The organism is Haladaptatus caseinilyticus, from assembly GCF_026248685.1.
In the GTDB taxonomy this organism is placed as follows: domain Archaea; phylum Halobacteriota; class Halobacteria; order Halobacteriales; family Haladaptataceae; genus Haladaptatus; species Haladaptatus caseinilyticus.
Genome location: NZ_CP111036.1, coordinates 1282689 through 1303266 on the forward strand (window position 1 = coordinate 1282689; position 20578 = coordinate 1303266).

16 protein-coding genes, 2 tRNA genes and 3 rRNA genes are annotated in these 20578 nt (G+C 57.7%); 13 read left to right on the forward strand and 8 right to left on the reverse strand.

The window, feature by feature from the left end:
- Window position 1: 1 nt before the first annotated feature.
- Window positions 2-631: an HAD family hydrolase gene (locus OOF89_RS07065; RefSeq protein WP_407661628.1), complete on the reverse strand. Its 630-nt coding sequence runs from the start codon at window positions 629-631 to the stop codon at window positions 2-4.
- A 92-nt stretch (window positions 632-723) separates the two neighbouring features.
- Here OOF89_RS07065 and OOF89_RS07070 point away from each other — a divergent pair, with 92 nt between their 5' ends.
- Window positions 724-1473 carry a topoisomerase DNA-binding C4 zinc finger domain-containing protein gene (locus OOF89_RS07070; protein WP_266079636.1) on the forward strand — a complete coding sequence of 250 codons (750 nt, stop codon included), beginning with the start codon at window positions 724-726 and terminating at the stop codon, window positions 1471-1473.
- A gap of 168 nt (window positions 1474-1641) precedes the next feature.
- On the opposite strand, the gene OOF89_RS07075 is transcribed toward OOF89_RS07070, so the two are convergent.
- Window positions 1642-1884: a hypothetical protein gene (locus OOF89_RS07075; RefSeq protein WP_266079637.1), complete on the reverse strand. Its 243-nt coding sequence runs from the start codon at window positions 1882-1884 to the stop codon at window positions 1642-1644.
- Between the two features lie 84 nt (window positions 1885-1968).
- Between OOF89_RS07075 and endA the strand changes: the two genes are divergently transcribed.
- Window positions 1969-3000: a tRNA-intron lyase gene (endA, locus tag OOF89_RS07080; protein ID WP_266079638.1), complete on the forward strand. Its 1032-nt coding sequence runs from the start codon at window positions 1969-1971 to the stop codon at window positions 2998-3000.
- Window positions 2997-4613 (forward strand): tryptophan--tRNA ligase, encoded by a 1617-nt coding sequence (locus tag OOF89_RS07085; protein WP_266079639.1) that lies wholly within the window; start codon window positions 2997-2999, stop codon window positions 4611-4613. The genes endA and OOF89_RS07085 overlap by 4 nt, the downstream gene beginning before the upstream one ends.
- Window positions 4614-4992: 379 nt before the next feature.
- On the opposite strand, the gene OOF89_RS07090 is transcribed toward OOF89_RS07085, so the two are convergent.
- The 3 genes from OOF89_RS07090 to OOF89_RS07100 all read right to left on the reverse strand — a co-directional run bounded on the left by OOF89_RS07090 (window position 4993) and on the right by OOF89_RS07100 (window position 6387).
- Window positions 4993-5448, reverse strand: coding sequence for a hypothetical protein (locus OOF89_RS07090; RefSeq protein WP_266079640.1), 456 nt, complete (start codon window positions 5446-5448; stop codon window positions 4993-4995).
- A gap of 56 nt (window positions 5449-5504) precedes the next feature.
- Window positions 5505-6140, reverse strand: coding sequence for a class I SAM-dependent methyltransferase (locus tag OOF89_RS07095; protein WP_266079642.1), 636 nt, complete (start codon window positions 6138-6140; stop codon window positions 5505-5507).
- Between the two features lie 112 nt (window positions 6141-6252).
- Entirely contained in the window at window positions 6253-6387 is a 135-nt protein-coding gene (locus OOF89_RS07100) for a hypothetical protein (RefSeq protein WP_266079644.1), read from the reverse strand.
- A 24-nt stretch (window positions 6388-6411) separates the two neighbouring features.
- On the opposite strand from OOF89_RS07100, the gene pheS reads away from it, so the two are divergent.
- The 3 genes from pheS to OOF89_RS07115 are packed head-to-tail and all read left to right on the forward strand — an operon-like array spanning window position 6412 to window position 10116.
- Entirely contained in the window at window positions 6412-7920 is a 1509-nt protein-coding gene (gene pheS / locus OOF89_RS07105; RefSeq protein WP_266079646.1) for a phenylalanine--tRNA ligase subunit alpha, read from the forward strand.
- Entirely contained in the window at window positions 7920-9632 is a 1713-nt protein-coding gene (gene pheT / locus OOF89_RS07110; RefSeq protein ID WP_266079648.1) for a phenylalanine--tRNA ligase subunit beta, read from the forward strand. Before pheS ends, pheT begins: the two co-directional genes overlap by 1 nt.
- 34 nt (window positions 9633-9666) lie before the next feature.
- The gene (locus tag OOF89_RS07115) at window positions 9667-10116 is read left to right on the forward strand and encodes a GNAT family N-acetyltransferase (protein ID WP_266079650.1); all 450 of its coding nucleotides are present in this window, start codon (window positions 9667-9669) and stop codon (window positions 10114-10116) included.
- A 477-nt stretch (window positions 10117-10593) separates the two neighbouring features.
- On the opposite strand, the gene OOF89_RS07120 is transcribed toward OOF89_RS07115, so the two are convergent.
- A complete protein-coding gene (locus OOF89_RS07120; protein WP_266079652.1) occupies window positions 10594-11652 on the reverse strand; it encodes a quinone-dependent dihydroorotate dehydrogenase in 1059 nt (352 codons plus the stop codon).
- A gap of 49 nt (window positions 11653-11701) precedes the next feature.
- Complete coding sequence (locus tag OOF89_RS07125) at window positions 11702-11899, reverse strand: hypothetical protein (protein ID WP_007982308.1); 198 nt, start codon at window positions 11897-11899, stop codon at window positions 11702-11704.
- A gap of 244 nt (window positions 11900-12143) precedes the next feature.
- Between OOF89_RS07125 and OOF89_RS07130 the strand changes: the two genes are divergently transcribed.
- From OOF89_RS07130 to OOF89_RS07155, 6 genes are all read left to right on the forward strand, one after another.
- The gene (locus OOF89_RS07130) at window positions 12144-12452 is read left to right on the forward strand and encodes a non-histone chromosomal MC1 family protein (protein WP_069452541.1); all 309 of its coding nucleotides are present in this window, start codon (window positions 12144-12146) and stop codon (window positions 12450-12452) included.
- A 922-nt stretch (window positions 12453-13374) separates the two neighbouring features.
- Window positions 13375-14846, forward strand: a 16S ribosomal RNA gene (locus tag OOF89_RS07135).
- A gap of 122 nt (window positions 14847-14968) precedes the next feature.
- A tRNA-Ala gene (locus OOF89_RS07140) sits at window positions 14969-15040 on the forward strand.
- Window positions 15041-15258: 218 nt separating this feature from the next.
- Window positions 15259-18175: ribosomal RNA gene (locus OOF89_RS07145) — 23S ribosomal RNA — on the forward strand.
- A 134-nt stretch (window positions 18176-18309) separates the two neighbouring features.
- Window positions 18310-18431: ribosomal RNA gene (gene rrf, locus OOF89_RS07150) — 5S ribosomal RNA — on the forward strand.
- The 16S, 23S and 5S rRNA genes sit together here with 2 tRNA genes alongside, the layout of an rRNA operon.
- 114 nt (window positions 18432-18545) lie before the next feature.
- Window positions 18546-18621, forward strand: a tRNA-Cys gene (locus OOF89_RS07155).
- A 330-nt stretch (window positions 18622-18951) separates the two neighbouring features.
- Here OOF89_RS07155 and OOF89_RS07160 read toward each other — a convergent pair.
- The gene (locus OOF89_RS07160) at window positions 18952-19164 is read right to left on the reverse strand and encodes a hypothetical protein (protein WP_266079656.1); all 213 of its coding nucleotides are present in this window, start codon (window positions 19162-19164) and stop codon (window positions 18952-18954) included.
- A 208-nt stretch (window positions 19165-19372) separates the two neighbouring features.
- On the opposite strand from OOF89_RS07160, the gene OOF89_RS07165 reads away from it, so the two are divergent.
- Complete coding sequence (locus tag OOF89_RS07165) at window positions 19373-20563, forward strand: MFS transporter (protein ID WP_266079658.1); 1191 nt, start codon at window positions 19373-19375, stop codon at window positions 20561-20563.
- Window positions 20564-20578: the final 15 nt, after the last annotated feature.

Below are 20578 nucleotides of genomic sequence, written 5' to 3' on the forward strand. Positions count from 1 at the left end.
GTCAGTTGAGTAGCTCCGCACGCAGTTCGGCGGGCGACGAAACGACCACGTCCGCCGCCGACAAATCGAGTTCTTTGGCACCGTTCGGATAGCCGATGCAGTAGGCTCCTGCGCGGGCCGCCGACTGGACGCCGTGTTCCGAATCTTCGACTGCGGTACATTCGTCGGCGTGCCTGTCGAGCAAGCCAGCGGCGTATTCGTAAATCGCGGGTTCCGGTTTCCCCGGGGCATCGATATCCTCGGCGCTGACCACTTCCGCGAAATCGAGGTCGAACCGGTCGAGGACGATCTCTATCCAGTGGTGCGGAGAGGAGGAGACGAGGGCGATTTCCGTCTCCCGTTCGCGCAAATCGGCCAGCAGGTCGTGAAAGCCGTCCATCAGCGAGACGTGTTCGCCGTAGAGTTTCGTCGCGGCCTCGTCGTAGATGGCGATGAACTCCTCTTTCGTCGCGGTCGTCTCGTACTTCGAATCGAGGTAGTCGTAAATCTCGCGGTAGTTCATCCCCGTTATTTCGCCGGCCTCCACGTCCGCTTCGAGTACTTGGGGGAAAATGGTCTCCTCTTCGAGTTCGACCCAGAAGTCCTCCGAATTCACGATGACGCCGTCCATGTCGAACAGCACCGCGTTCATTGATTTCGCACCCATTTTTCTGTACTTCTCCTGTCCCGGGCAAAGACCTTCGCCCGAACGTTTAAATCAGAAACCGAGACCAGTTCGGGGCCATGACCGAAACCATTCGTGTGTTTGCGGGCGACTGCACGATTACGACGGACGGCGACACGAAACGGAGACGACGCGGCGAGGTGGTCGCCGTACTGAAACCCGACGACACACTGCTCGTTCACGACGTAGACGGCTATCAACCAGTCGAGTGGCTGACCCGCGCCGAAACCGCCCACGCGAGTCTCGACGGGGACACGTTTACGCTCGTCGCGGCGACCAGCGACCGACGGGTTCGGGTGGACTGTCACACCTGCTACGGCATCTCCCGGTATCCGGGTTCGAAGGCCGGGATTCCGGTCGGAATCTGCCCCGACTGCGACAGCGCGCTTACACGGGCGAGAGGGACCGTCTCCTGTCTCGGCCGTGGCCGGGAGTACAGCATCCCACGCCATGCTCGCGTCGGGGACGACTCCTGTGAGTGCGGCTTGCCGACCATGTATGTCGAACGAGGAGCGGAGCTCGAACTCTGTCTCGATAGAGGCTGTGGAACCATCCTCGACGCAGTCGGCGAGCGATTTGACAGGGAGTGGGACTGTCCGGAGTGTGGTGGCGATTTACGAATTCTGCGCAGAGGTGGAATCATTGCGGGATGTGACCGGTATCCCGATTGCGACACGGGATTCGGCGTTCCGAACGGGGGAATCGTCGATTCGTGTGCTTGTGGACTTCCCGTTTTTCGAACTCCGACCGGACGTCGGTGTCTGAACACCGACTGTGAGGAGTTCGAGGATAACGACTCCGCGACCTGATTTACCCATTCGAGACGGGGACACCTGTGGCTGACCAACCCCGATGGCGCGCGCTGGCACAGGACTGGAGAGTTCACCTCTGGGGGGCCTGCGCTGATAGCGTACAAGAGCTTCGGTTGGAGTCGTGACCTGCTACAACGCAGTATACCACAAACGGGTGTGAGCAAATCACGGCTCCGGTGAAAACTGCCACGCACCGCATCGTTCACATTCTCCCCAACCGACTCCCTCCCCGACTTCCTCACTCGCTGACGCTCGTTTCCAGTCGTCCGCCGGAAGACGCTCCTGCAAAGCGGAGCGAGCAGGTATGTGACGTGTGAGGCCTTCGCTCGCTTCACTTACGAAGGCCTCACACGCTGCCCGTACGTGCCTCCGAGCGATATGCTTCCGGTCCGCACCGGCACGCGTCACAGTGGCTTTTATCGTTCACACGCACCTCCCGTGGAGACACCCGAAAGTCGCAGTGCCTTTGATGACTCACATCACATAGAGTGTATGAACGGACGCCTACGCGATGGCGAGGTAGTCGTCGGCGGCGATGCCCGTCAGCGCTACTACGATTCGCGGGGATACGGCAGACCACTCGACGGTAACGAAATCGCGCTCTCGAGCGTCGAGGCTGCCCATCTCCTGCTTCGCGGCGACCTCGATTCGGTGGACGAGATGGGGTTTCGTGAGTTCCTACGGGATTCCACTGGCAACGGATTTGCGGCCCGATTCCTCGTCTACGCCGACTTGCGGGAACGTGGCTTCTACCTCTCGCCGGACCGCTCGGGATGGGTGTCCGAGTCGCTTCCCGAATCGGACTTCGTCGTCTATCCGCGGGGACGTGGGCCGTGGGACGACGAAGTGTTGTATCGCCTTCGCGTCACAAGCGAACGTGAGACGATCTCCGCGTCACGCCTCGGTGATGTGGTGCTCGCGATCGTGGACGAAGAGAGCGAAATCACCTATTTCGAAACCGATCGTATCGAAATTTCGGGGACGACGAACCACGACGTCCCGAGCGGTGTTTCAGGATCGCTGCTTGCCGACCGCGTCCTGCTATGGGACGCGCCGGACGAACTGCACCACGAGTCGTTCTACGGACAGCCGATGGGTGGTCGCGACCCGGCGGGCGTCTTGCAGTTATCGCTGGTCGAGGCGGCCCACCTCGTCGCGGAAGGAACCCTCTCGGTAGAGGGTGGATACGACGAAATCATCGCCCGTGGTCGGGACGCGGAAGGGGAGCGGTTCGACCGGCGATTGCGCGTCTACCGTGCGCTTCGAAATCGGAACGTCGTTCCGAAGACGGGTTTCAAGTTCGGAGCGGATTTCCGAACCTACGCTGACGTCGAATCGGTGGACGATCTGGGCCACTCCGAATATCTGATTCGCGTGCTTCCGGACGGACACGCGTTCGCACCGCGTGACCTCGCGTTGGACGTTCGACTGGCGCACGGCGTTCGAAAGAAAATGATTTTTGCGCTCGTCACCGAAAACGAACGAATAGAGACCTGGCTTTCGGTTACCCGACTCACACCATGACACGAGACGACACTGACACTACTGACGGTATTGACGACACCGACGATTCCAAATCGCCGTTCGAGACATCGACGTTCGTTCCGGACGGTGGGACCGCTGTCGGCGAAGACGAAGTCGCACTCGACCCATGGGGGTCGGCGACCGTCTCCGACTATCGGAAACTGTTCGAGGAGTTCGGAATCGAGGAGTTCGACGACGTGCTTTCCGAGGTTCCTCATCCGCACTACCTGATGCGGAGGGGGGTTATTTTCGGCAACCGAGGCTATCGCCGGGTCGCGGAAGCGATGCAGAACGACGAACCCTTCGCCGCGCTCTCGGGGTTCATGCCGACGGGCGAACCCCACATCGGGCACAAACTGGTGTTCGACGAACTCATCTGGCACCAACAGCAGGGCGGGGATACCTACGGTCTCATCGCCGACCTCGAAGCCCACAGCGCCCGCGGTCTGTCGTGGGAGGAAATCGACGAACACTCCCGCGATTATCTACTCTCGCTTCTCGCGCTCGGATTCGACGCCGAAGAGGGGACGCTCTACCGGCAGTCCGAGAACCGCGAACTCCAAGATCTCGCGTTCGAACTCGGGTCGAAAGCGAACTACTCGGAGTTCCAATCCATCTACGGCTTCGACGGGGAAACCAACGTCTCGCACGTCCAGAGCGTCGTCACGCAGATGGCGGACATCCTCTATCCGCAACTCGACGAACCGAAACCGACCGTCATCCCGGTCGGCCCGGACCAGGATCCCCACGTCAGACTGGCCCGTGACCTCGCGGTTCGAATGCGATTCTTCGGCGTGACGAAAGCCTATGCGAGTTTCGAACTCGATGAGGACGAACAACTACTCGTTGCGGAACTGTACCGCACACTCGACCCTGCGGACTTCGACGACGATTCGCTTCGATGCGTTCACGTCGCACAGGCGCTCGACGGAATGACGTCGGACGAACTCGGCTTCGACGCCGAAACTATCGCCTCGGCGAAAGCAAAGCTCGACGAAGCGGGCATGGAACCGCTTCGCCCTCGGGTTCGGTTCCTCGATCGGAACTCGACGGACGAGGCGTTCGATGCCCTCATCGAGGCTATCAACGGCGAAAAGCGCGTCTTCGACGAGCATATCGACGTGTTCGAGTATTCACAAGAGGAGGCCGAGGAACTCGCCCGCGAGGTGGAAATGGAAAACGATGGCTATGGGTTCATAATGCCCTCCTCGATTTACCATCGGTTCATGACCGGCCTGACGGGTGGGAAGATGTCCTCGTCGGTTCCGGCGAGTCATATCAGCTTGATGGACGACCCGGAAGACGGCTACGACAAGGTCAAATCCGCGACGACGGGCGGGCGGGAGACGGCCGAACTTCAGCGAGAAAAAGGCGGCAAAGCAGACGAATGTCCGGTGTACGAACTGTATGCCTACCTGCTTTCGGGCGATGACGACGAGTTTGCGACGGAAGTTTACGAGGAATGTGTCGGCGGGGAGCGACTCTGTGGCGGATGCAAGGAGCAGGCGGCGGAGTTGATGCGCGAGTTTTTGGAAGAGCATCAGGAGAAACGCGAAGAGGCAGAAGAGTTGCTGGACGAGTTGGATATTCGATTGGAATCGTCGCGGCGATAGGAGTTCCGGGGGTTGTCGATGCTGCGCCTCCGGCTTCAGTCAAACGATTGTTTGACCCTACAGAAGGCCTTTCCGGACGGATTCGTATGCAGAACGTAATGAATTGGGTTCGCCCGCTACAGGGACTCGGTGCGCTCAGTATCGCCAGCAGTGGTATTTTGATTTGGTACTCGTTTCAGCGCCAGATGTGCACTCTGGCTTTGGGGAGAGAGGGTCAATGCTCCCCGAATATCGCCTACCTGGCTCCCGGTGTGCTGGTTTTGCTCGTCGGACTCGGCCCTTTGACGTTCGCGTATCGACATCGTCCATCGATTCGTTCCTCGAACACGCGGTGAAATCGAGGATTCGTTTCAGCAAAAGGACCGGTAGGTCAGTTCGGCTAGCTATCCGTGTCCGTGTCGGTATCGGTTCCATCGGAGTCGGTATCCCCATCGTCACTATCGGAATCCGTATCTCCATTATCACTATCCGAGTCGGTGTCTCCGTCGTCACTATCGGAATCCGTATCCCCGTTATCGCTGTCTGAATCGGTGTCCCCGTTCCCGCTCACCGAGTTAATGGCGGAGTCGCCGGTTGCGGACGATTCCGACTTGGCAGTTGGCGGTTTTGATGCAGGGGTTGGCTTCCCGATATCCGAACCGAGGCTGTAGAGGATGATAGGTGGAAGAACGTACGCAGCAATCGCCAACACCACGAACACCCGATTGATGAAGATGAGTAGACCGAACGCAGTGAGCGCCGCCGCCGAGGCGGCGTGAATCGCAGTATGTGTGTACTCCCGGTAAAACTCCCACAATCCTCGCAGCCACCGCGTCGTTGTTGACTCCGTTATCATAAAAGACATTCACGAAGTCTACGCTTCCCACGTCTAAGAACCCTTACTCCCACGGTTCACTTTTCGACGACGACACAGGGCGTCGCGGCATCGGCGAACTCCTCGTCCTCGGCATCGACTAGTTCCCAGTAGTTTCGCGTCTCGGCACCAGTCACGTCCCGAACCACGTCCTCGTTTATCAGGTTCGCACCACTCAACACGAGTTCGAACGACTCGCGCTTTCGACCCTCGAACTCCCTGTCGAACTGCTCTCGACTGATTTCGTTCGGGTAGTTCACCACGAGATGGCCACCGTCCCGCACTCGGGAGTAGAGACGCTCGATTGCGCGCCGCGGTTCCTCCACGAAGTAGAGCGTGGCGACGCAGTACACGACGTCGAACCGGCGGTCGGTATCGAGGTCGGGAAGCGAATCTACCGTGAATCGGAGATTGTCGAGCCCCTGTTCCTCGGCTTTTTCGGCGTTGTCCCGAACCACCGTTTCCGAGAGGTCGAAGCCGAAAAAGTCGGTGCCAGGGTAGCGTTCCGCGAGGAGGAAGGGAACGACCGCCGGACCGCAACCGACCGATGCGAAGTCGTCGGGTTGGCCCACGTGCTCGAAAAATCGCTCGGCGAGGTCGGCCATCCGTTCCCCGCCGATGTAGGCACAGCGGTCGTAATCGGCGCGTCGGTAGAACCGCTCCCAGTCCATCATGGCTCTCCTATCGTGTGGCTGGGAAATAAACTCCTCCGGAACGTTTTTGTCGATTCTGGGCTATCATCCAGCCATGCCATCCGAATCCCACCGTGGCAGTATCGCAGTCGAGTCACGACCAGCGACGGGATTCGGCTTTTTTACCGCGGCCTAAGCGTCCGGCGGACTCCTCTCGCGGCGGGAGGACGAAACCGCACGCAGTTTGCCCGATGGTCTTCAGAAGGGCTAAACCGGCGGACAGGGACATACGACCAACGACTATCAAGTGGAGATGAAGCTACCAGAATCACAGGTCGCGGTGTTGGAAGCCGCGAGCGCGAACGAGGAACAGACTATCGAGGAACTTGCGGAGGAGACGGGTCTGAAACCGGAGACGGCGACGGGTGCGGTCTTCGAACTCGAAGACGAAGGACTGCTCTCCGTCGAAGAACGAACCGAGGAATCCGTCTCGTTGACCGAGGAAGGTGAGGACTACGCCGAAGACGGTCTGCCGGAAATCAAACTCTACGAGGCGGCACTCTCCGCGGGCGCGGACGAGGACAGGATTCAGATGGGCCAGGCCATCGGCCAGTCTGGGTTGGGCGGACCGCAGGTGAACATCGCGCTCTCGAACTATGCCCGGAAGGGCTACGGGAGTATCGACAGCGGCGAAATTTCCGCAAATCCCGACGCCGACTCGGAAAACGATACGGAAGCGAGCGCGCTTTCGGCGCTCGCTTCGGGAGAAACCGTAGACGATGCCGACACGCTCGACCAACTGGAGAGTCGCGGCCTCGTTGAGCGTGCAGAATCGACGGTTCGCTCGGTAACGCTCACGGACGAGGGCGTGACGGTACTGATGGAAGGCGTGGAGGCCGCCGAGACGGTCGGCCAGTTGACGCCCGAGATGCTCACGACTGGCCAGTGGCGCGACGTGGAATTCGCTGAGTACAACGTGGACGCCGACGCGGAGCGAATCGACGGCGGAAAGGTCCACATCTTGCGCCAGACGGCGAACAGGGTGAAAGACGTACTCGTCGGGATGGGCTTCGAGGAGATGGACGGGCCGCATGCAGACGCTGATTTCTGGATCAACGACTGTCTGTTCATGCCTCAAGACCATCCGGCGCGGACCCACTGGGATCGGTTTGCCCTGTCGAACCCGACCGAAATCGGCGACCTGCCTGAGGAGTTAGTGGAGAAGGTTCGCGGGGCACATCTCGAAGGAATCGGCGAAAACAGTGACGGCTATCATTCGCCGTGGGACGAGGACTTCGCCCGGGCAATCGCGCTTCGAGGACACACCACATCGCTTTCGATGCGATATCTTTCGGGGTATGCACAGGGCGACCTCGAACCGCCACAGCGGTTTTTCAGCGTCGAAAAGGTGTACCGCAACGACACCCTCGACCCGACGCACCTGCTCGAATTCTTCCAAATCGAGGGCTGGGTAATGGCCGAAGACCTCTCGGTGCGTGATTTGATGGGCACCTTCGAGGAGTTCTACGAGCAGTTCGGCATCACCGATATCCAGTTCAAACCGCACTACAACCCGTACACGGAACCGAGCTTCGAACTGTTCGGGCGTCACCCCGAGACGAACGAACTCATCGAAATCGGCAACAGCGGGATGTTCCGTCCCGAGGTGTTGGAACCACTGGGTGTCGAATGCGACGTGATGGCGTGGGGGCTCGCCCTCGAACGCCTGCTCATGCTGATGTATGGCTTCGAGGATATCCGCGACGTGCACGGAACGCTGTGTGACCTCGAATTGCTCCGCGACGTGGAGGTGATTCACTGATGCCAACTGTAGATGTTTCCCCCGGCGAACTGCGCCGACTGACCGGCCACGACGAAAAGGACGACGAAGAGCTCAAAGACGACATGTTCGCGCTCGGATTGGAGTACGAAGGCGAGACCGATGAGGGCGATATGCAACTGGAGTTCGCGCCTGACCGTCTCGACCGCCTCTCCATCGAGGGCGTGGCACGGTCGCTTCGCTACCAGTACGGCGACGACCGCGGGGTCTACGTCCCGAAACCGAACGACGCCGATTGGACTATCGAAGTGGATGAGAGCGTTCCAGAGGAGCGACCGTACGTCACCGGTGCGATTGCCCGCGGCGTAAACCTCAGCGAGGAGGCGCTCGACTCGCTCATCCAACTGCAGGAGAAACTCCACGCGACGATGGGCCGAAAGCGCGCGAAAGGGGCGATCGGCATTCATGACTTGACGATGCTGAAAGGTTCCTCCGCGACCGAGGACGGTGGAAACAGCATCCAGTACGTCGGCGTCGAACCCGGAGGTGACCGGTTCGTCCCGCTCGATTCCGACGCGGAGATGACGCCAGAAAACGTTCTGCGCGCCCATCCAACCGGGGAGAAATACGCCGACCTCGTCTCCGAATACGAGCGATACCCGGCCATCTACGACGACATCGGCCTGTTCTCGTTCCCACCGGTCATCAACGGTCGGCGGACGGAGGTGGAGGCGGATTCCCGGGACCTGTTCATCGAACTCACGGGGACCGATCAGTGGACCATCGACAAGATGTGCACCATCATTTGCTACGCGCTGGACGCCCGAGGTGCGACCATCGAGGAGGTCGAAATCGAGTACGACGACCGAACCCTCGTTCGTCCGGATTTGGACGTGACGACGAAGTCCGTTACGCACGACCGAATCGAGACGCTGCTCGGTATCGAGTTCACCCCGGACGAAGTGCTCGACCTTCTCGCCCGCTCCGGACTGTCCGGCGAGGCGAGCGAAGAAGGGGATTCGGTCGTCTACGAGGTCGAAATTCCGCCCTATCGGGTGGATGTGCTTCATCCCGTGGATATCGTGGACGATATCGGGCGTGCCTATGGGTTCAACGACCTGTCGCCGCGCTATCCCGACGTTGGGACGGTCGGCGGCCGACACGAACGCTCGCAACTCGAAGACGCCGCCCGCGAGGTGCTCGTCGGTCTCGGCTTCGAGGACCTGCTCAACTTCCACATGATCAGCGAGGAGGAGAACTTCGAGCGAATGCGCGTGGAACCAGGAACCGACGTGGTCGGCGGTGGCACTCCGGCGACCATCAAAAACCCTTACAGCGAGGATTACACCATGCTCCGAACGTGGGCGCTCCCCTCGCTGCTGATGGTGCTGGAGAACAACACCCATCGCTCCTATCCACAGGATATCGCGGAAATCGGTCTCGCAGCACGAGTGGACGAGTCGGAGAACACGGGCGTCGCGGAACATCGAACCGTCGCTGGCGTTCTCGCCCGCCACGACGCCTCCTATGAGGACGCCAAGGCACGACTGCAAGCCATCGCGCGGAATTTCGACGCTGACCTCGAAACACCGCCGACGGAGCACCCGTCGTTCATCTCGGGACGTGCGGCGGACGTCGTAATCGACGGCGAAACCGTGGGCGTCATCGGCGAGATTCATCCCGAAGTGCTGGTCGGTCATGATTTGGAACTCCCCGTTACTGGATTCGAGTTCCGATTGGACGCGCTGCGATAGAAACGACTGACTGTCTCCTCCTTGCTTTTCGGGTATGGAGTACGAACTTTCCCCGCTCACTGCCGACGACGTGGATGCGATCGTCTCGTGGCACTACGACCCGCCCTATGATTTCTACGATATGGAGAGCGACCCGGAAGATTTGGCGCTGTTCACGAATCCGGATAACTGGGACGACAAGTATGCTGCCTTCGATTTGTCGGGCCAACGTGTCGGATTCTTCTCGTTCGAACTGGATGACGATAGCGGAACGCTCGAAGTCGGGTTAGGGATGCATCCGGAGGTGACCGACGACGGTCACGGACAGTCGTTCGTCGAGGCAGGATTGGCGTTTGCGCAGGACGAGTACAACCCCGAGCAATTTTCGTTGGCCGTAGCGACGTTCAACGAGCGCGCGATTTCCGTGTATGAAGACGTCGGGTTCGAGCGTCGGGGACGTTCATGCAGGAAACGAACGGTGAAGAGTACGAATTTCTCCGCATGACTCTCTCGGATTTGTCGGAGTGACCTATAAGAGGCTGCGCCAGAGGTGAGCAACGCGAATACCGAGTGAAATTCCGCGCTGGCGGGGAGGAGTGGGGACACTGACGGTGCTGTTCCTTGGTGGATGAAGGGCGAGCGAACGAATATGAGCGAGGGCTGGAGAAAATCGAAGATTTTCACGACCGCGAAAGACTCCGTCTTTCGCAGGCTTCGTTTGTTGTCGGCAACTGCTAGCCACTTCTTGATTATTTCTGCCGTTAGCAGTTGCCGACAACAAATAACCGTCACCGCACCAGCCACGCCCTCCCCAACCGATTCCTTCCCTCACTCCGTTCGCTCATCATCCCTCGCACGCTGTCAGCACAGGGTTTCGGACGACCGTTGTCCTCAGCCCTGTGCCAGCGCACGCCACGTGGGAAAATGCCTTTACCGAATTGAGAGACACGGAATTCGACTGTTCGCGGAAAACGTTTTGCACTTAGTCGAGGTCCGCACCGATAGCGTCCTCGACGCTGTCGAAGCCGTCACGATCGAGCAGTTCGAGCAGTCCCTCGTTGATGTCGCGGGCAACTGCCGGGCCGCGGTAGACGAGGCCGGTGTACAACTGGATGACGTGCGCTCCGGCGCGAATCTTCCGATAGGCGTCTTCCGCGGTGAACACCCCACCGACGCCGACGACCGGTACGTCCACGCGCTCGGCAGCGAACCGAATCATCTCCGTGGCACGCGATTGGATGGGTCGTCCGGACAGTCCGCCGTCTTCCTTACGATACTGACTACGGAGCGTGTTGGGACGGTCGATGGTCGTGTTCGTCGCGATGACGCCGTCCAGACCGAGTTCCGTTACGAGATCGAGCGCTTCCTCGGTTGCTGATTCTGGAAGGTCGGGCGAGAGCTTCACCAGGAGTGGACTCGCGCCCGCATCCTGCAACGTCGTTAGAATTCGTTCGAGGTTCTCGCGGTTCTGTAGCTCACGTAGCCCCGGCGTGTTCGGACTGGAGACGTTCACGACGAAGTAGTCGGCGTGCGCGGACACGCGTTCGTAGGAGTACAGATAGTCCTCCTCGGCGCTTTCGAGCGGTGTGGCCTTCGATTTTCCGATGTTCGCGCCGATGGGGATGTCCGGGAGCGATTGCGTGGCCATCCGTGCCCCGATTCTGTCCGCACCGTGATTGTTGAACCCCATCCGGTTGATGATGCCCTCGTCCTCGCGGAGGCGGAACATCCGGGGCTTCGGATTCCCGTCCTGTGCATCCGCGGTCACACCACCGATCTCGACGTGACCGAACCCGAGACTGGCAAGTGCAGAGGGTATCTGTGCGTTTTTGTCGAAGCCTGCGGCAACGCCGACCGGATTCGGGAACGATTGATCGAACGCAGAGACGGTCAATTTGGCATCATCGACTCCGTAGTGTGCGTCGAGTAGTCGTTCGACCGGCGTTCCCTGAATCGCTTCGAGTACAGTGTGGACGGTTCCGTGAGCGGTCTCTGCGGGTAACTGAAACAACAGTGGTCTGACGGCGTCGTATCCGTGCATCGTTCTACCAGTATAGAGAAACGTATCGCCTGCGGTCTGCCGCGGCGAGTTAAAACTCGTGCTCGACCTCGTCTTTGTCAGCCTTTTGGATAATAATCTTGTCTTCCCGGACCCGGACGAAGACCTCGTCGCCGATTTCCATGCCAGCAACGGCCAGTTCGTCTTCGTGAAGGTTGACGTGGACGTTGTGGTATTCGCCGTCTTCGTCTTTCGCGCCACTCGGGCTGAGCTTCTTTTTCCGTACCATCGCGGTATCTTATGCAGACCTTCGCCGTAGCATGTACTTAAGTGTTTTCTACCGTACTGTTCCGCTTCGCCGTTCTTACCGATTTCCTATGTACCGTAGCCACTTACCTTGCTCGGCCTTCGTATTCTCGCCGAAAATCACACGACGGCGGAACACCAATATAAAAAACTATCGCCGAAAACCGCTCATATCGGCGATATATTTATAATGAACCCTGTGCTGGATTGGCATGGAGGAGAAAACCATGGTACGTGACGATGGTAAGCGAAACTTTGCATTGCGCCAATCGGATGGAGATGAATCGAGTGTCTTTTCGGGCAACACTCCGCGACAGGCCGCACTGAAAGCGGCACGACGACTTGACCCGGGAAGTTCCGAGGACGCCGCGGATCGAATCGAACTGCGTCTTCGAGAAAAAGGCACTGACAAAGTACACATCTATGAAGGGTGGGCCTGGCACGAGGAGGCTCCCGACGACAAACCGGACTGGATGCCAAGCGAGATAACCGAGGCAAACGTCTCCAAGCAGGGCATCGAGCACCTGGACGAGTGAACTGCACGCACTTATCTACCCGAGCGTTTTATCGCGTCTTCTCGATAATATATGATTGTTCGTACGTACGCGTAAACGTTGACAAAGATTTTTACTCGTCCCCTACAACGGTACGGACGCGCGGGGCACATCCGACCGGACTGAACGCACGACGCGTGGGATGACGGTTCGGCCTCCACTCGCGCGATACTATTACAATCCACAACCTGTTAGCTTAGCCTTTCGCTCATCTCCTTAATGCTAGTCAATATACCCCAATGAGATTCTTCTTCGACGGCCTTAAACGTATGCCTGCCATTCGTACAAATGCGAAGGTCGCACGGTGGTCTTCCATTGTGTGATTGCCCAAATCCCATGCCCTTTATATGGGCTGGAAACGGGATTCGGGCGAAAGAAACCCAATCCAATGCCCTTAAGTGTATGGGAGCACTCGGATGTGATGTAGACGGCGTCCCTCGGTTTGGGACGAACGAAACACACTCGATCCGGTGCCTTTAAGTAATACGGGGCACTCGGAAAGGATGTGAACGCGCCCTCGGCGGTCAGTCGCCGGGGGCGAGCGAAATCCGACGCCCTTAAGTATGAAAGGGGCTTCGGATAAGAACGCGAAGAAAGATACGACGCGATCTGCGGGGCGTTCAACTCGTCCCGCAATCTCGGACTGTTTCGGTTCGGCGTCTTGGCTTCTTCAAGGAGCTTCGAAGGGTTTAATACCCTCTTGCGCCTACCAACAAGTCCGAAGGAAATGAGGATTCCACCCCTGCGGTCAGCCGTAAACGATGGGATCTGATGTTAGCCCTGGTAGTTCGGTGACTCCTGGCCAGTCATTTGGTTCGGGGTCGTCGAACGACGGAACATAGCACACAATGCATTATGCATTAGTGTCTCCGCCAGACCCACCGAGCATTGTGCTCGGTAAACCATTCCGGTTGATCCTGCCGGAGGCCATTGCTATTGGAGTTCGATTTAGCCATGCTAGTTGCACGAATTTAGATTCGTAGCGGAAAGCTCAGTAACACGTGGCCAAACTGCCCTATAGACCAGCATAACCTCGGGAAACTGAGGCTAATACTGGATAACGCTCCCAGGTTTGAACACCGGGAGCCGGAAACGCTCCGGCGCTATAGGATGTGGCTGCGGCCGATTAGGTAGACGGTGGGGTAACGGCCCACCGTGCCGATAATCGGTACGGGTTGTGAGAGCAAGAGCCCGGAGATGGATTCTGAGACAAGAATCCAGGCCCTACGGGGCGCAGCAGGCGCGAAAACTTTACACTGCACGACAGTGCGATAAGGGAACTCCAAGTGCGAGGGCATATAGTCCTCGCTTTTGTGTATCGTAAGGTGGTACACGAATAAGAGCTGGGCAAGACCGGTGCCAGCCGCCGCGGTAATACCGGCAGCTCGAGTGATGGCCAATATTATTGGGCCTAAAGCGTCCGTAGCCGGCCGAACAGGTCCGTCGGGAAATCTGCTCGCTCAACGAGCAGGCGTCCGACGGAAACCAGTTGGCTTGGGACCGGGAGACCCGAGGGGTACGTCTAGGGTAGGAGTGAAATCCTGTAATCCTAGACGGACCGCCGGTGGCGAAAGCGCCTCGGGAGAACGGATCCGACGGTGAGGGACGAAAGCTAGGGTCACGAACCGGATTAGATACCCGGGTAGTCCTAGCTGTAAACGATGCTCGCTAGGTGTGGCACAGGCTACGAGCCTGTGCTGTGCCGTAGGGAAGCCGAGAAGCGAGCCGCCTGGGAAGTACGTCCGCAAGGATGAAACTTAAAGGAATTGGCGGGGGAGCACTACAACCGGAGGAGCCTGCGGTTTAATTGGACTCAACGCCGGACATCTCACCAGCACCGACAATAGCTGTGACGGTCAGTTTGATGAGCTTACTTGAGCTTTTGAGAGGAGGTGCATGGCCGCCGTCAGCTCGTACCGTGAGGCATCCTGTTAAGTCAGGCAACGAGCGAGATCCGCGTCCGTAATTGCCAGCAGCACCCTTGTGGTGGCTGGGTACATTACGGAGACTGCCGCTGCTAAAGCGGAGGAAGGAACGGGCAACGGTAGGTCAGCATGCCCCGAATGTGCTGGGCTACACGCGGGCTACAATGGTCGAGACAATGGGTTCCAACCCCGAAAGGGGACGGTAATCTCCTAAACTCGATCGTAGTTCGGATTGAGGGCTGAAACTCGCCCTCATGAAGCTGGATTCGGTAGTAATCGCGCTTCAGAAGAGCGCGGTGAATACGTCCCTGCTCCTTGCACACACCGCCCGTCAAAGCACCCGAGTGAGGTCCGGATGAGGCCACCATGCGGTGGTCGAATCTGGGCTTCGCAAGGGGGCTTAAGTCGTAACAAGGTAGCCGTAGGGGAATCTGCGGCTGGATCACCTCCTAACGAACGAGACCAGGCCGATGGCCTGGCTCACATTAGGGTTTTCGTCGACCTCGGCCACATTTCTGGCCGGGCACCTTTGAACTACCAGGGTTAACCAAGTCCCTCGTCATCTGGCGAGGTGGGCCCATAGCTCAGTGGTAGAGTGCCTCCTTTGCAAGGAGGATGCCCAGGGTTCGAATCCCTGTGGGTCCATTACACGGATTGGTTCGAATCGTGCCCCTTAAGTATAAGGGGGCGAAAGGAATCAATCCCTACAACCGATGCACCAACCCGTGAAAACGTGGTTGGGAAGGGTTCGACGCACGCACTCGGCGACCACCGTGTCGTGCAATGACAACCGTATGTACGTGCAATCCAGGCGTCCACTGGACTCACATTACGTGAGTTATTACAGTGAATCCAATCCAATTATTACGTGGCTACTGTGCCACTTGGTGAATGGCTCGGCTCAAGCGCCGACAAAGGACGTGCCAAGCTGCGAAAAGCTACAGGGAGTCGCACGGAGACTAAGAACTGTAGATTTCCGAATGGGAATCCCCACCGCAATTGCTTCGCGCAATGGGGAACGCCGAGAACTGAAACATCTCAGTATCGGCAGGAAAAGAAAGCAAACGCGATGTCGCCAGTAACGGCGAGTGAACACGACACAGTCCAAACCGAAGCCTTCGGGCAATGTGGTGTACGGACTGACAATCAGCAACAGAACCTCTATCAGAAGTCTTCTGGAACGGAGCATGAAACAGGGTGACAATCCCGTACGATAGACCACTATGTTGTGCGTCAGCTCCCGAGTAGCGGGGGTCGGAAATCCCTCGTGAATATCGCGGGCATCGACCGCGAAGACTAAATACGTCTTGAGACCGATAGCGAACAAGTAGCGTGAGCGAACGCTGAAAAGCACCTCGAAAAGAGAGGTGAAATAGGGCCTGAAATCAAGTGGCGATGGAGCGACAGGGCATACAAGGCCCAGCAAAAAACGACCCGGGTGCAAACCCGCAGTAGGAATTGCTGGGAGCCGATGTTCTGTCGTACGTTTTGAAAAACGAGCCAGGGAGTGTACCAAATTGGCGAGCCTAACTCGAGCATCGAGGCAGGCACAGGGAAACCAATACGACCGCAGCACTTTGTGTGAGGGTCACCGTCTTCAAGGGCGGGGAGTCAATTGGGTACGACCCGAAACCGGATGATCTACGCATGGGCAAGGCGAAGCGTGGCGAAAGCCACGTGGAGGCCTGCTAGAGTTGGTGTCCTACAATACCCTCTCGTGACCTATGTGTAGGGGTGAAAGGCCCATCGAATCCGGCAACAGCTGGTTCCAACCGAAACATGTCGAAGCATGACCTTTGCTGAGATAGTTCGTGGGGTAGAGCGACCGATTGGGAACGCCGCCTCCGAGAGGAGTCGGCCTCCCTGTCAAACTCCAAACCTACGGACGTCGTCGACGCAAGGAATCCGGTGCGCGGGGTAAGCCTGTGTACCGTGAGGGAGACAACCCAGAGCTGGGTTAAGGTCCCCAAGTATGCGCTAAGTGCGATTGAAGGTGGTCGCAAGCCCTAAACAGCCGGGAGGTGAGCTTAGAAGCAGCTACCCTCTAAGAATAGCGTAACAGCTTACCGGCCGAGGTTTGCGGCGCCGAAAATGATCGGGGCTCAAGTGCATCACCGAGACCTGGCGGCACTCTTTACCGAGTGATCCAGTAGGTTGGCAATCTGAATGGGTGGAAGTACGGGTGAGAATTCGTATGGACCGTTCAGTTTAGAAAATCCTGGCCATAGTAGCAGCGTTAGTCGGGTGTGAACCCCGACGACCTAACGAGTAAGGGTTCCTCAGCAATGCTTATCAGCTGAGGGTTAGCCGATCCTAAGTCCCATCGCAATTCGAGTGGGACAACAGGGAAACTGGTTAATATTCCAGTGCTAACACCATTCAAAGCCGACGCCTCAGGAAACACCAAGCCGGGCTTTCGCCCGGTCGAATCATCCAACTCCGTGGAAGCCGTAATGGCAGGAAGCGGAAGAATGTTGAGATAGCGAAAGTTGGTGGTACCCGGGGCCCGTGAAAAGGCGAGTGTGTTAATCGTACCGAGATCCGACACAGGTACTCTGGCGGTGAAAGCCAAGGTCTGTCGGGATCAACCGACGTTAGGGAATTCGGCAAGTTAGTCCCGTAAGTTCGCGATAAGGGATGCCTGCCCTGTATAAGGGCAGGCCGCAGTGACTCGGACGCTCCAACTGTCTAGTAACAACATAGGTGACCGCAAATCCGCAAGGACTCGTACGGTCACTGAATCCTGCCCAGTGCGGGTATCTGAACACCCAGTACAATGGGACGAAGGACCCGTTAACGGCGGGGGTAACTATGACCCTCTTAAGGTAGCGTAGTACCTTGCCGCTTCAGTAGCGGCTTGCATGAATGGATCAATGAGAGCGTCACTGTCCCAACGTTGGGCCCGGTGAACTGTACGTTCCAGTGCGGAGTCTGGAGACCCCCAAGGGGAAGCGAAGACCCTATAGAGCTTTACTGCAGGCTGTCGCTGGGACACGGTCGCTACTGTGCAGCATAGGTAGGAGCCATTACACAGGTACCCGCGCTAGCGGGCCACCGAGGCATCAGTGAAATACTACCCGGTAGTGACTGTGACCCTCACTCCTGGCGGAGGACACCGGTAGCCAGGCAGTTTGACTGGGGCGGTACGCGCTCGAAAAGATATCGAGCGCGCCCCAAGATTTCCTCACCCGAGTCGGAGACTCGGGAAAGAGCGCAAGAGCATAAGGAAGTCTGACAGTGTCCTACACAACGAGGGACGCTGACGCGAAAGCGTGGTCTAGCGAACCAATGAGCCTGCTTGATGCGGGCCATTGATGACAGAAAAGCTACCTTAGGGATAACAGAGTCGTCACCGGCAAGAGCACATATCGACCCGGTGGCTTGCTACCTCGATGTCGGTTCCCTCCATCCTGCCCGTGCAGAAGCGGGCAAGGGTGAGGTTGTTCGCCTATTAAAGGAGGTCGTGAGCTGGGTTTAGACCGTCGTGAGACAGGTCGGCTGCTATCTATTGGGGGTGTTACGGTATCTGACGGGAACGTTCGTATAGTACGAGAGGAACTACGAATGGGTGCCACTGGTGTACCGGTCGTTCGAAAGAGCGCGTGCCGGGCAGCCACGCACCACGGGGTAAGAGCTGAACGCATCTAAGCTCGAAACCCACCTGGAAAAGAGATACCACCGAGACCACTCGTAAAAGACGAGTTCGATAGGCTCGGGGTGTACGCACCGAGGCAACGAGGTGTTCAGCCCGCGAGTACTAATCGGTCAACGCCACACAATCATACCGCATATTGGAATTCACATTCACGAAATGTGAGTCCAGGCGCAAACTGGATTGCACGTAATCATACGGTTCATCATCGAACCATCGACGATTGGTATCATTATCACGGTTCGATTCCGTGAGTCGACGTTAAGGCGGCCACAGCGACAGGGTCACACCCGTACCCATCCCGAACACGGTAGTTAAGCCTGTCTGCGTTTCGGTCAGTACTGGAGTGCGCGAGCCTCTGGGAAATCCGATTCGCCGCCTCCATTCATACTTCATTTACCCCACCGAGAGCGGACGCTCTCGGTGGGGTTTCGCTATTTATCGCAGTTCGACAAAGACCGCTATACTTAAACCAGCAGAATACAAAGGGAAGACTGCGCCAAGGTGGCAGAGTCCGGCCGAACGCAGCGGCCTGCAGAGCCGCCCATCGCCGGTTCAAATCCGGCCCTTGGCTTTTGGGTACGAGTAAATTTGGAGTGGTAACTGTAGCGGTATCAGTGAGGGGACTTTCGTCACGCGTGTGGGTCGCATCTGCTTGGAATCGATACAAACCGATGACGGATGTCCGAAGGTGACTTGGTATTATCGCTACGCTGGCGGCTGTGTTCGTATGATGTGAGCGTGAGATAACCGATTCTACTGAACCGCTATTACTGATACTCATACAATCGTACGATGAACTGATCGAGTTGTGACACGACGATGTCGATGTTTCTGTCGGTTTATTGAGATTCGATATGATGGAACTGTAGGAGTATGGCTTTGAAAAAGAGGTGACTGTCGGTTACGCACGTCGTCGCTGGATATATCCTCCTACCATCGCAGCGAATGCCGTACTGAGGGCATCGAGGAATGCAGCCCCGATGTGTTTGCCGAGAGCGAGGTAGATAACGGCGCCAGCGATAAGCCCGAACAATCCTGCGACGATGACGTACTGCCACGTCGAGAGCTGTTCTGCTCGCGTATCGAGCTCCGTGAGTACGTTGGAAGCCGACATTGTACGACACCTCTATTGAATATCCATCGAACCGGCAATAACTGTGTTGGCTAAGTAACTATAACTCACCGAATTACTATATCAACGTCCACCGTGTCGGAAATCAGATCGGCTGAGGTCGAGTAGTTGTGACGTATTGACTGATTTCGGCCTACGATCGCCGAACCTCAAACGCGGATATATCGAGACTCCCACCGTTGGATGCGGTATGGTGACTGCAGACGAACGGACACGCAAATCGACGACGATTCCGTGGGAGTCTTCGACGGTTAGAGTTGTCCTCGCGAGTACGGCGCTCGCTCCCTTGGGTGTGCCACTCATCAGCCCTGCTCTCCCGGCCATTCGAAATTTTTTCGCGATCTCCGACGCGGAAGCGAGTTTACTCATTTCGGTCTATTTTATCACCGGTATCGTTCTCTCCCCTTTTCTCGGCATACTGGCCGACCGAGTCGGTCGCCGGGTGGTGCTCGTTCCCTCTCTGTTCATCTTCAGTTTCAGCGGTGGGACACTCGCACTGTCGCCGGATTTTGGGGGTTTGCTCGCGATTCGACTCGTCCAAGGGACTGCCGCCGCGGGAATCTTCATTACCACGGTAACGCTCATCGGTGATGCGTTCGACGGTGTCCAACGGAACACCGTTCTCGGTGTGAATACGGCTGTGTTGTCGGCCGGGGCGGCGTTCTATCCGTTGGTCGGCGGTGTGCTGGTCGGCTACGGATGGAACGTTCCGTTCTTTGCCTATCTCGCTGGCGTTCCAGTTGCGGTGTTCGCCCTGGTGACGCTCGAGGAACCGGAGACCGAGCACAGACCGCGAAGTATTGCGTATCTCAAAGGTGCACTCTCGGCACTCGTCGGTCGGCGGACGATCGCGTTCTATGGAACGGCCTTTTTTACCGAACTCCTGCTGTTCGGTTCGGTACTCACCGTGCTCCCGTTTTTGCTTACCGAGCGGTTTGCTGTGTCCCCGCTGTTTATCGGTCTCGTCATCACGGTCGCGGAAGCAGTGTCGGTGGTTATTGCCTCTCAGAACGGTCGCTTCGCCCGGGTGTTTTCAGATGGTGTGCTCGTGACACTCGGATTCGCTTGTTATGGTCTCGGACTGTTCGGCATCTGGATTGCATCGTCGGTCATTGTCGTCGGCTTAGGTGTCGCTCTCATCGGTGGGGGTGTTGGCCTGAGCATGCCGTCGGTGGACGCGGCTATCAGCGGACTCGTCGCGCCCCGGTTTCGAGCTGGTGCGTTGAGTGTACGAAACAGTACGACGTTCCTCGGTCGCGCAGTCGGTCCCGTGCTGTTCGCCGGACTCGCTGTGAGCACTGGCTACCGACTCCTGCTGTTCGGTGCGGGCGTCGTCGCGTTCGCGTGGGGCTTGGTCGTCTTCATCACCACTCGTGGATAACGAGTAATACGAATA

Coding starts and splice junctions, on each gene's coding strand:
- OOF89_RS07065 (WP_407661628.1), bottom strand. CDS start 631: ATGAACGCGGTGCTGTTCGACATGGACGGCGTCATCGTGAATTCGGAG.
- OOF89_RS07070 (WP_266079636.1), top strand. CDS start 724: ATGACCGAAACCATTCGTGTGTTTGCGGGCGACTGCACGATTACGACG.
- endA (WP_266079638.1), top strand. CDS start 1,969: ATGAACGGACGCCTACGCGATGGCGAGGTAGTCGTCGGCGGCGATGCC.
- OOF89_RS07085 (WP_266079639.1), top strand. CDS start 2,997: ATGACACGAGACGACACTGACACTACTGACGGTATTGACGACACCGAC.
- OOF89_RS07090 (WP_266079640.1), bottom strand. CDS start 5,448: ATGATAACGGAGTCAACAACGACGCGGTGGCTGCGAGGATTGTGGGAG.
- OOF89_RS07095 (WP_266079642.1), bottom strand. CDS start 6,140: ATGATGGACTGGGAGCGGTTCTACCGACGCGCCGATTACGACCGCTGT.
- OOF89_RS07100 (WP_266079644.1), bottom strand. CDS start 6,387: ATGTCCCTGTCCGCCGGTTTAGCCCTTCTGAAGACCATCGGGCAAACT.
- pheS (WP_266079646.1), top strand. CDS start 6,412: ATGAAGCTACCAGAATCACAGGTCGCGGTGTTGGAAGCCGCGAGCGCG.
- pheT (WP_266079648.1), top strand. CDS start 7,920: ATGCCAACTGTAGATGTTTCCCCCGGCGAACTGCGCCGACTGACCGGC.
- OOF89_RS07115 (WP_266079650.1), top strand. CDS start 9,667: ATGGAGTACGAACTTTCCCCGCTCACTGCCGACGACGTGGATGCGATC.
- OOF89_RS07120 (WP_266079652.1), bottom strand. CDS start 11,652: ATGCACGGATACGACGCCGTCAGACCACTGTTGTTTCAGTTACCCGCA.
- OOF89_RS07125 (WP_007982308.1), bottom strand. CDS start 11,899: ATGGTACGGAAAAAGAAGCTCAGCCCGAGTGGCGCGAAAGACGAAGAC.
- OOF89_RS07130 (WP_069452541.1), top strand. CDS start 12,144: ATGGTACGTGACGATGGTAAGCGAAACTTTGCATTGCGCCAATCGGAT.
- OOF89_RS07160 (WP_266079656.1), bottom strand. CDS start 19,164: ATGTCGGCTTCCAACGTACTCACGGAGCTCGATACGCGAGCAGAACAG.
- OOF89_RS07165 (WP_266079658.1), top strand. CDS start 19,373: ATGGTGACTGCAGACGAACGGACACGCAAATCGACGACGATTCCGTGG.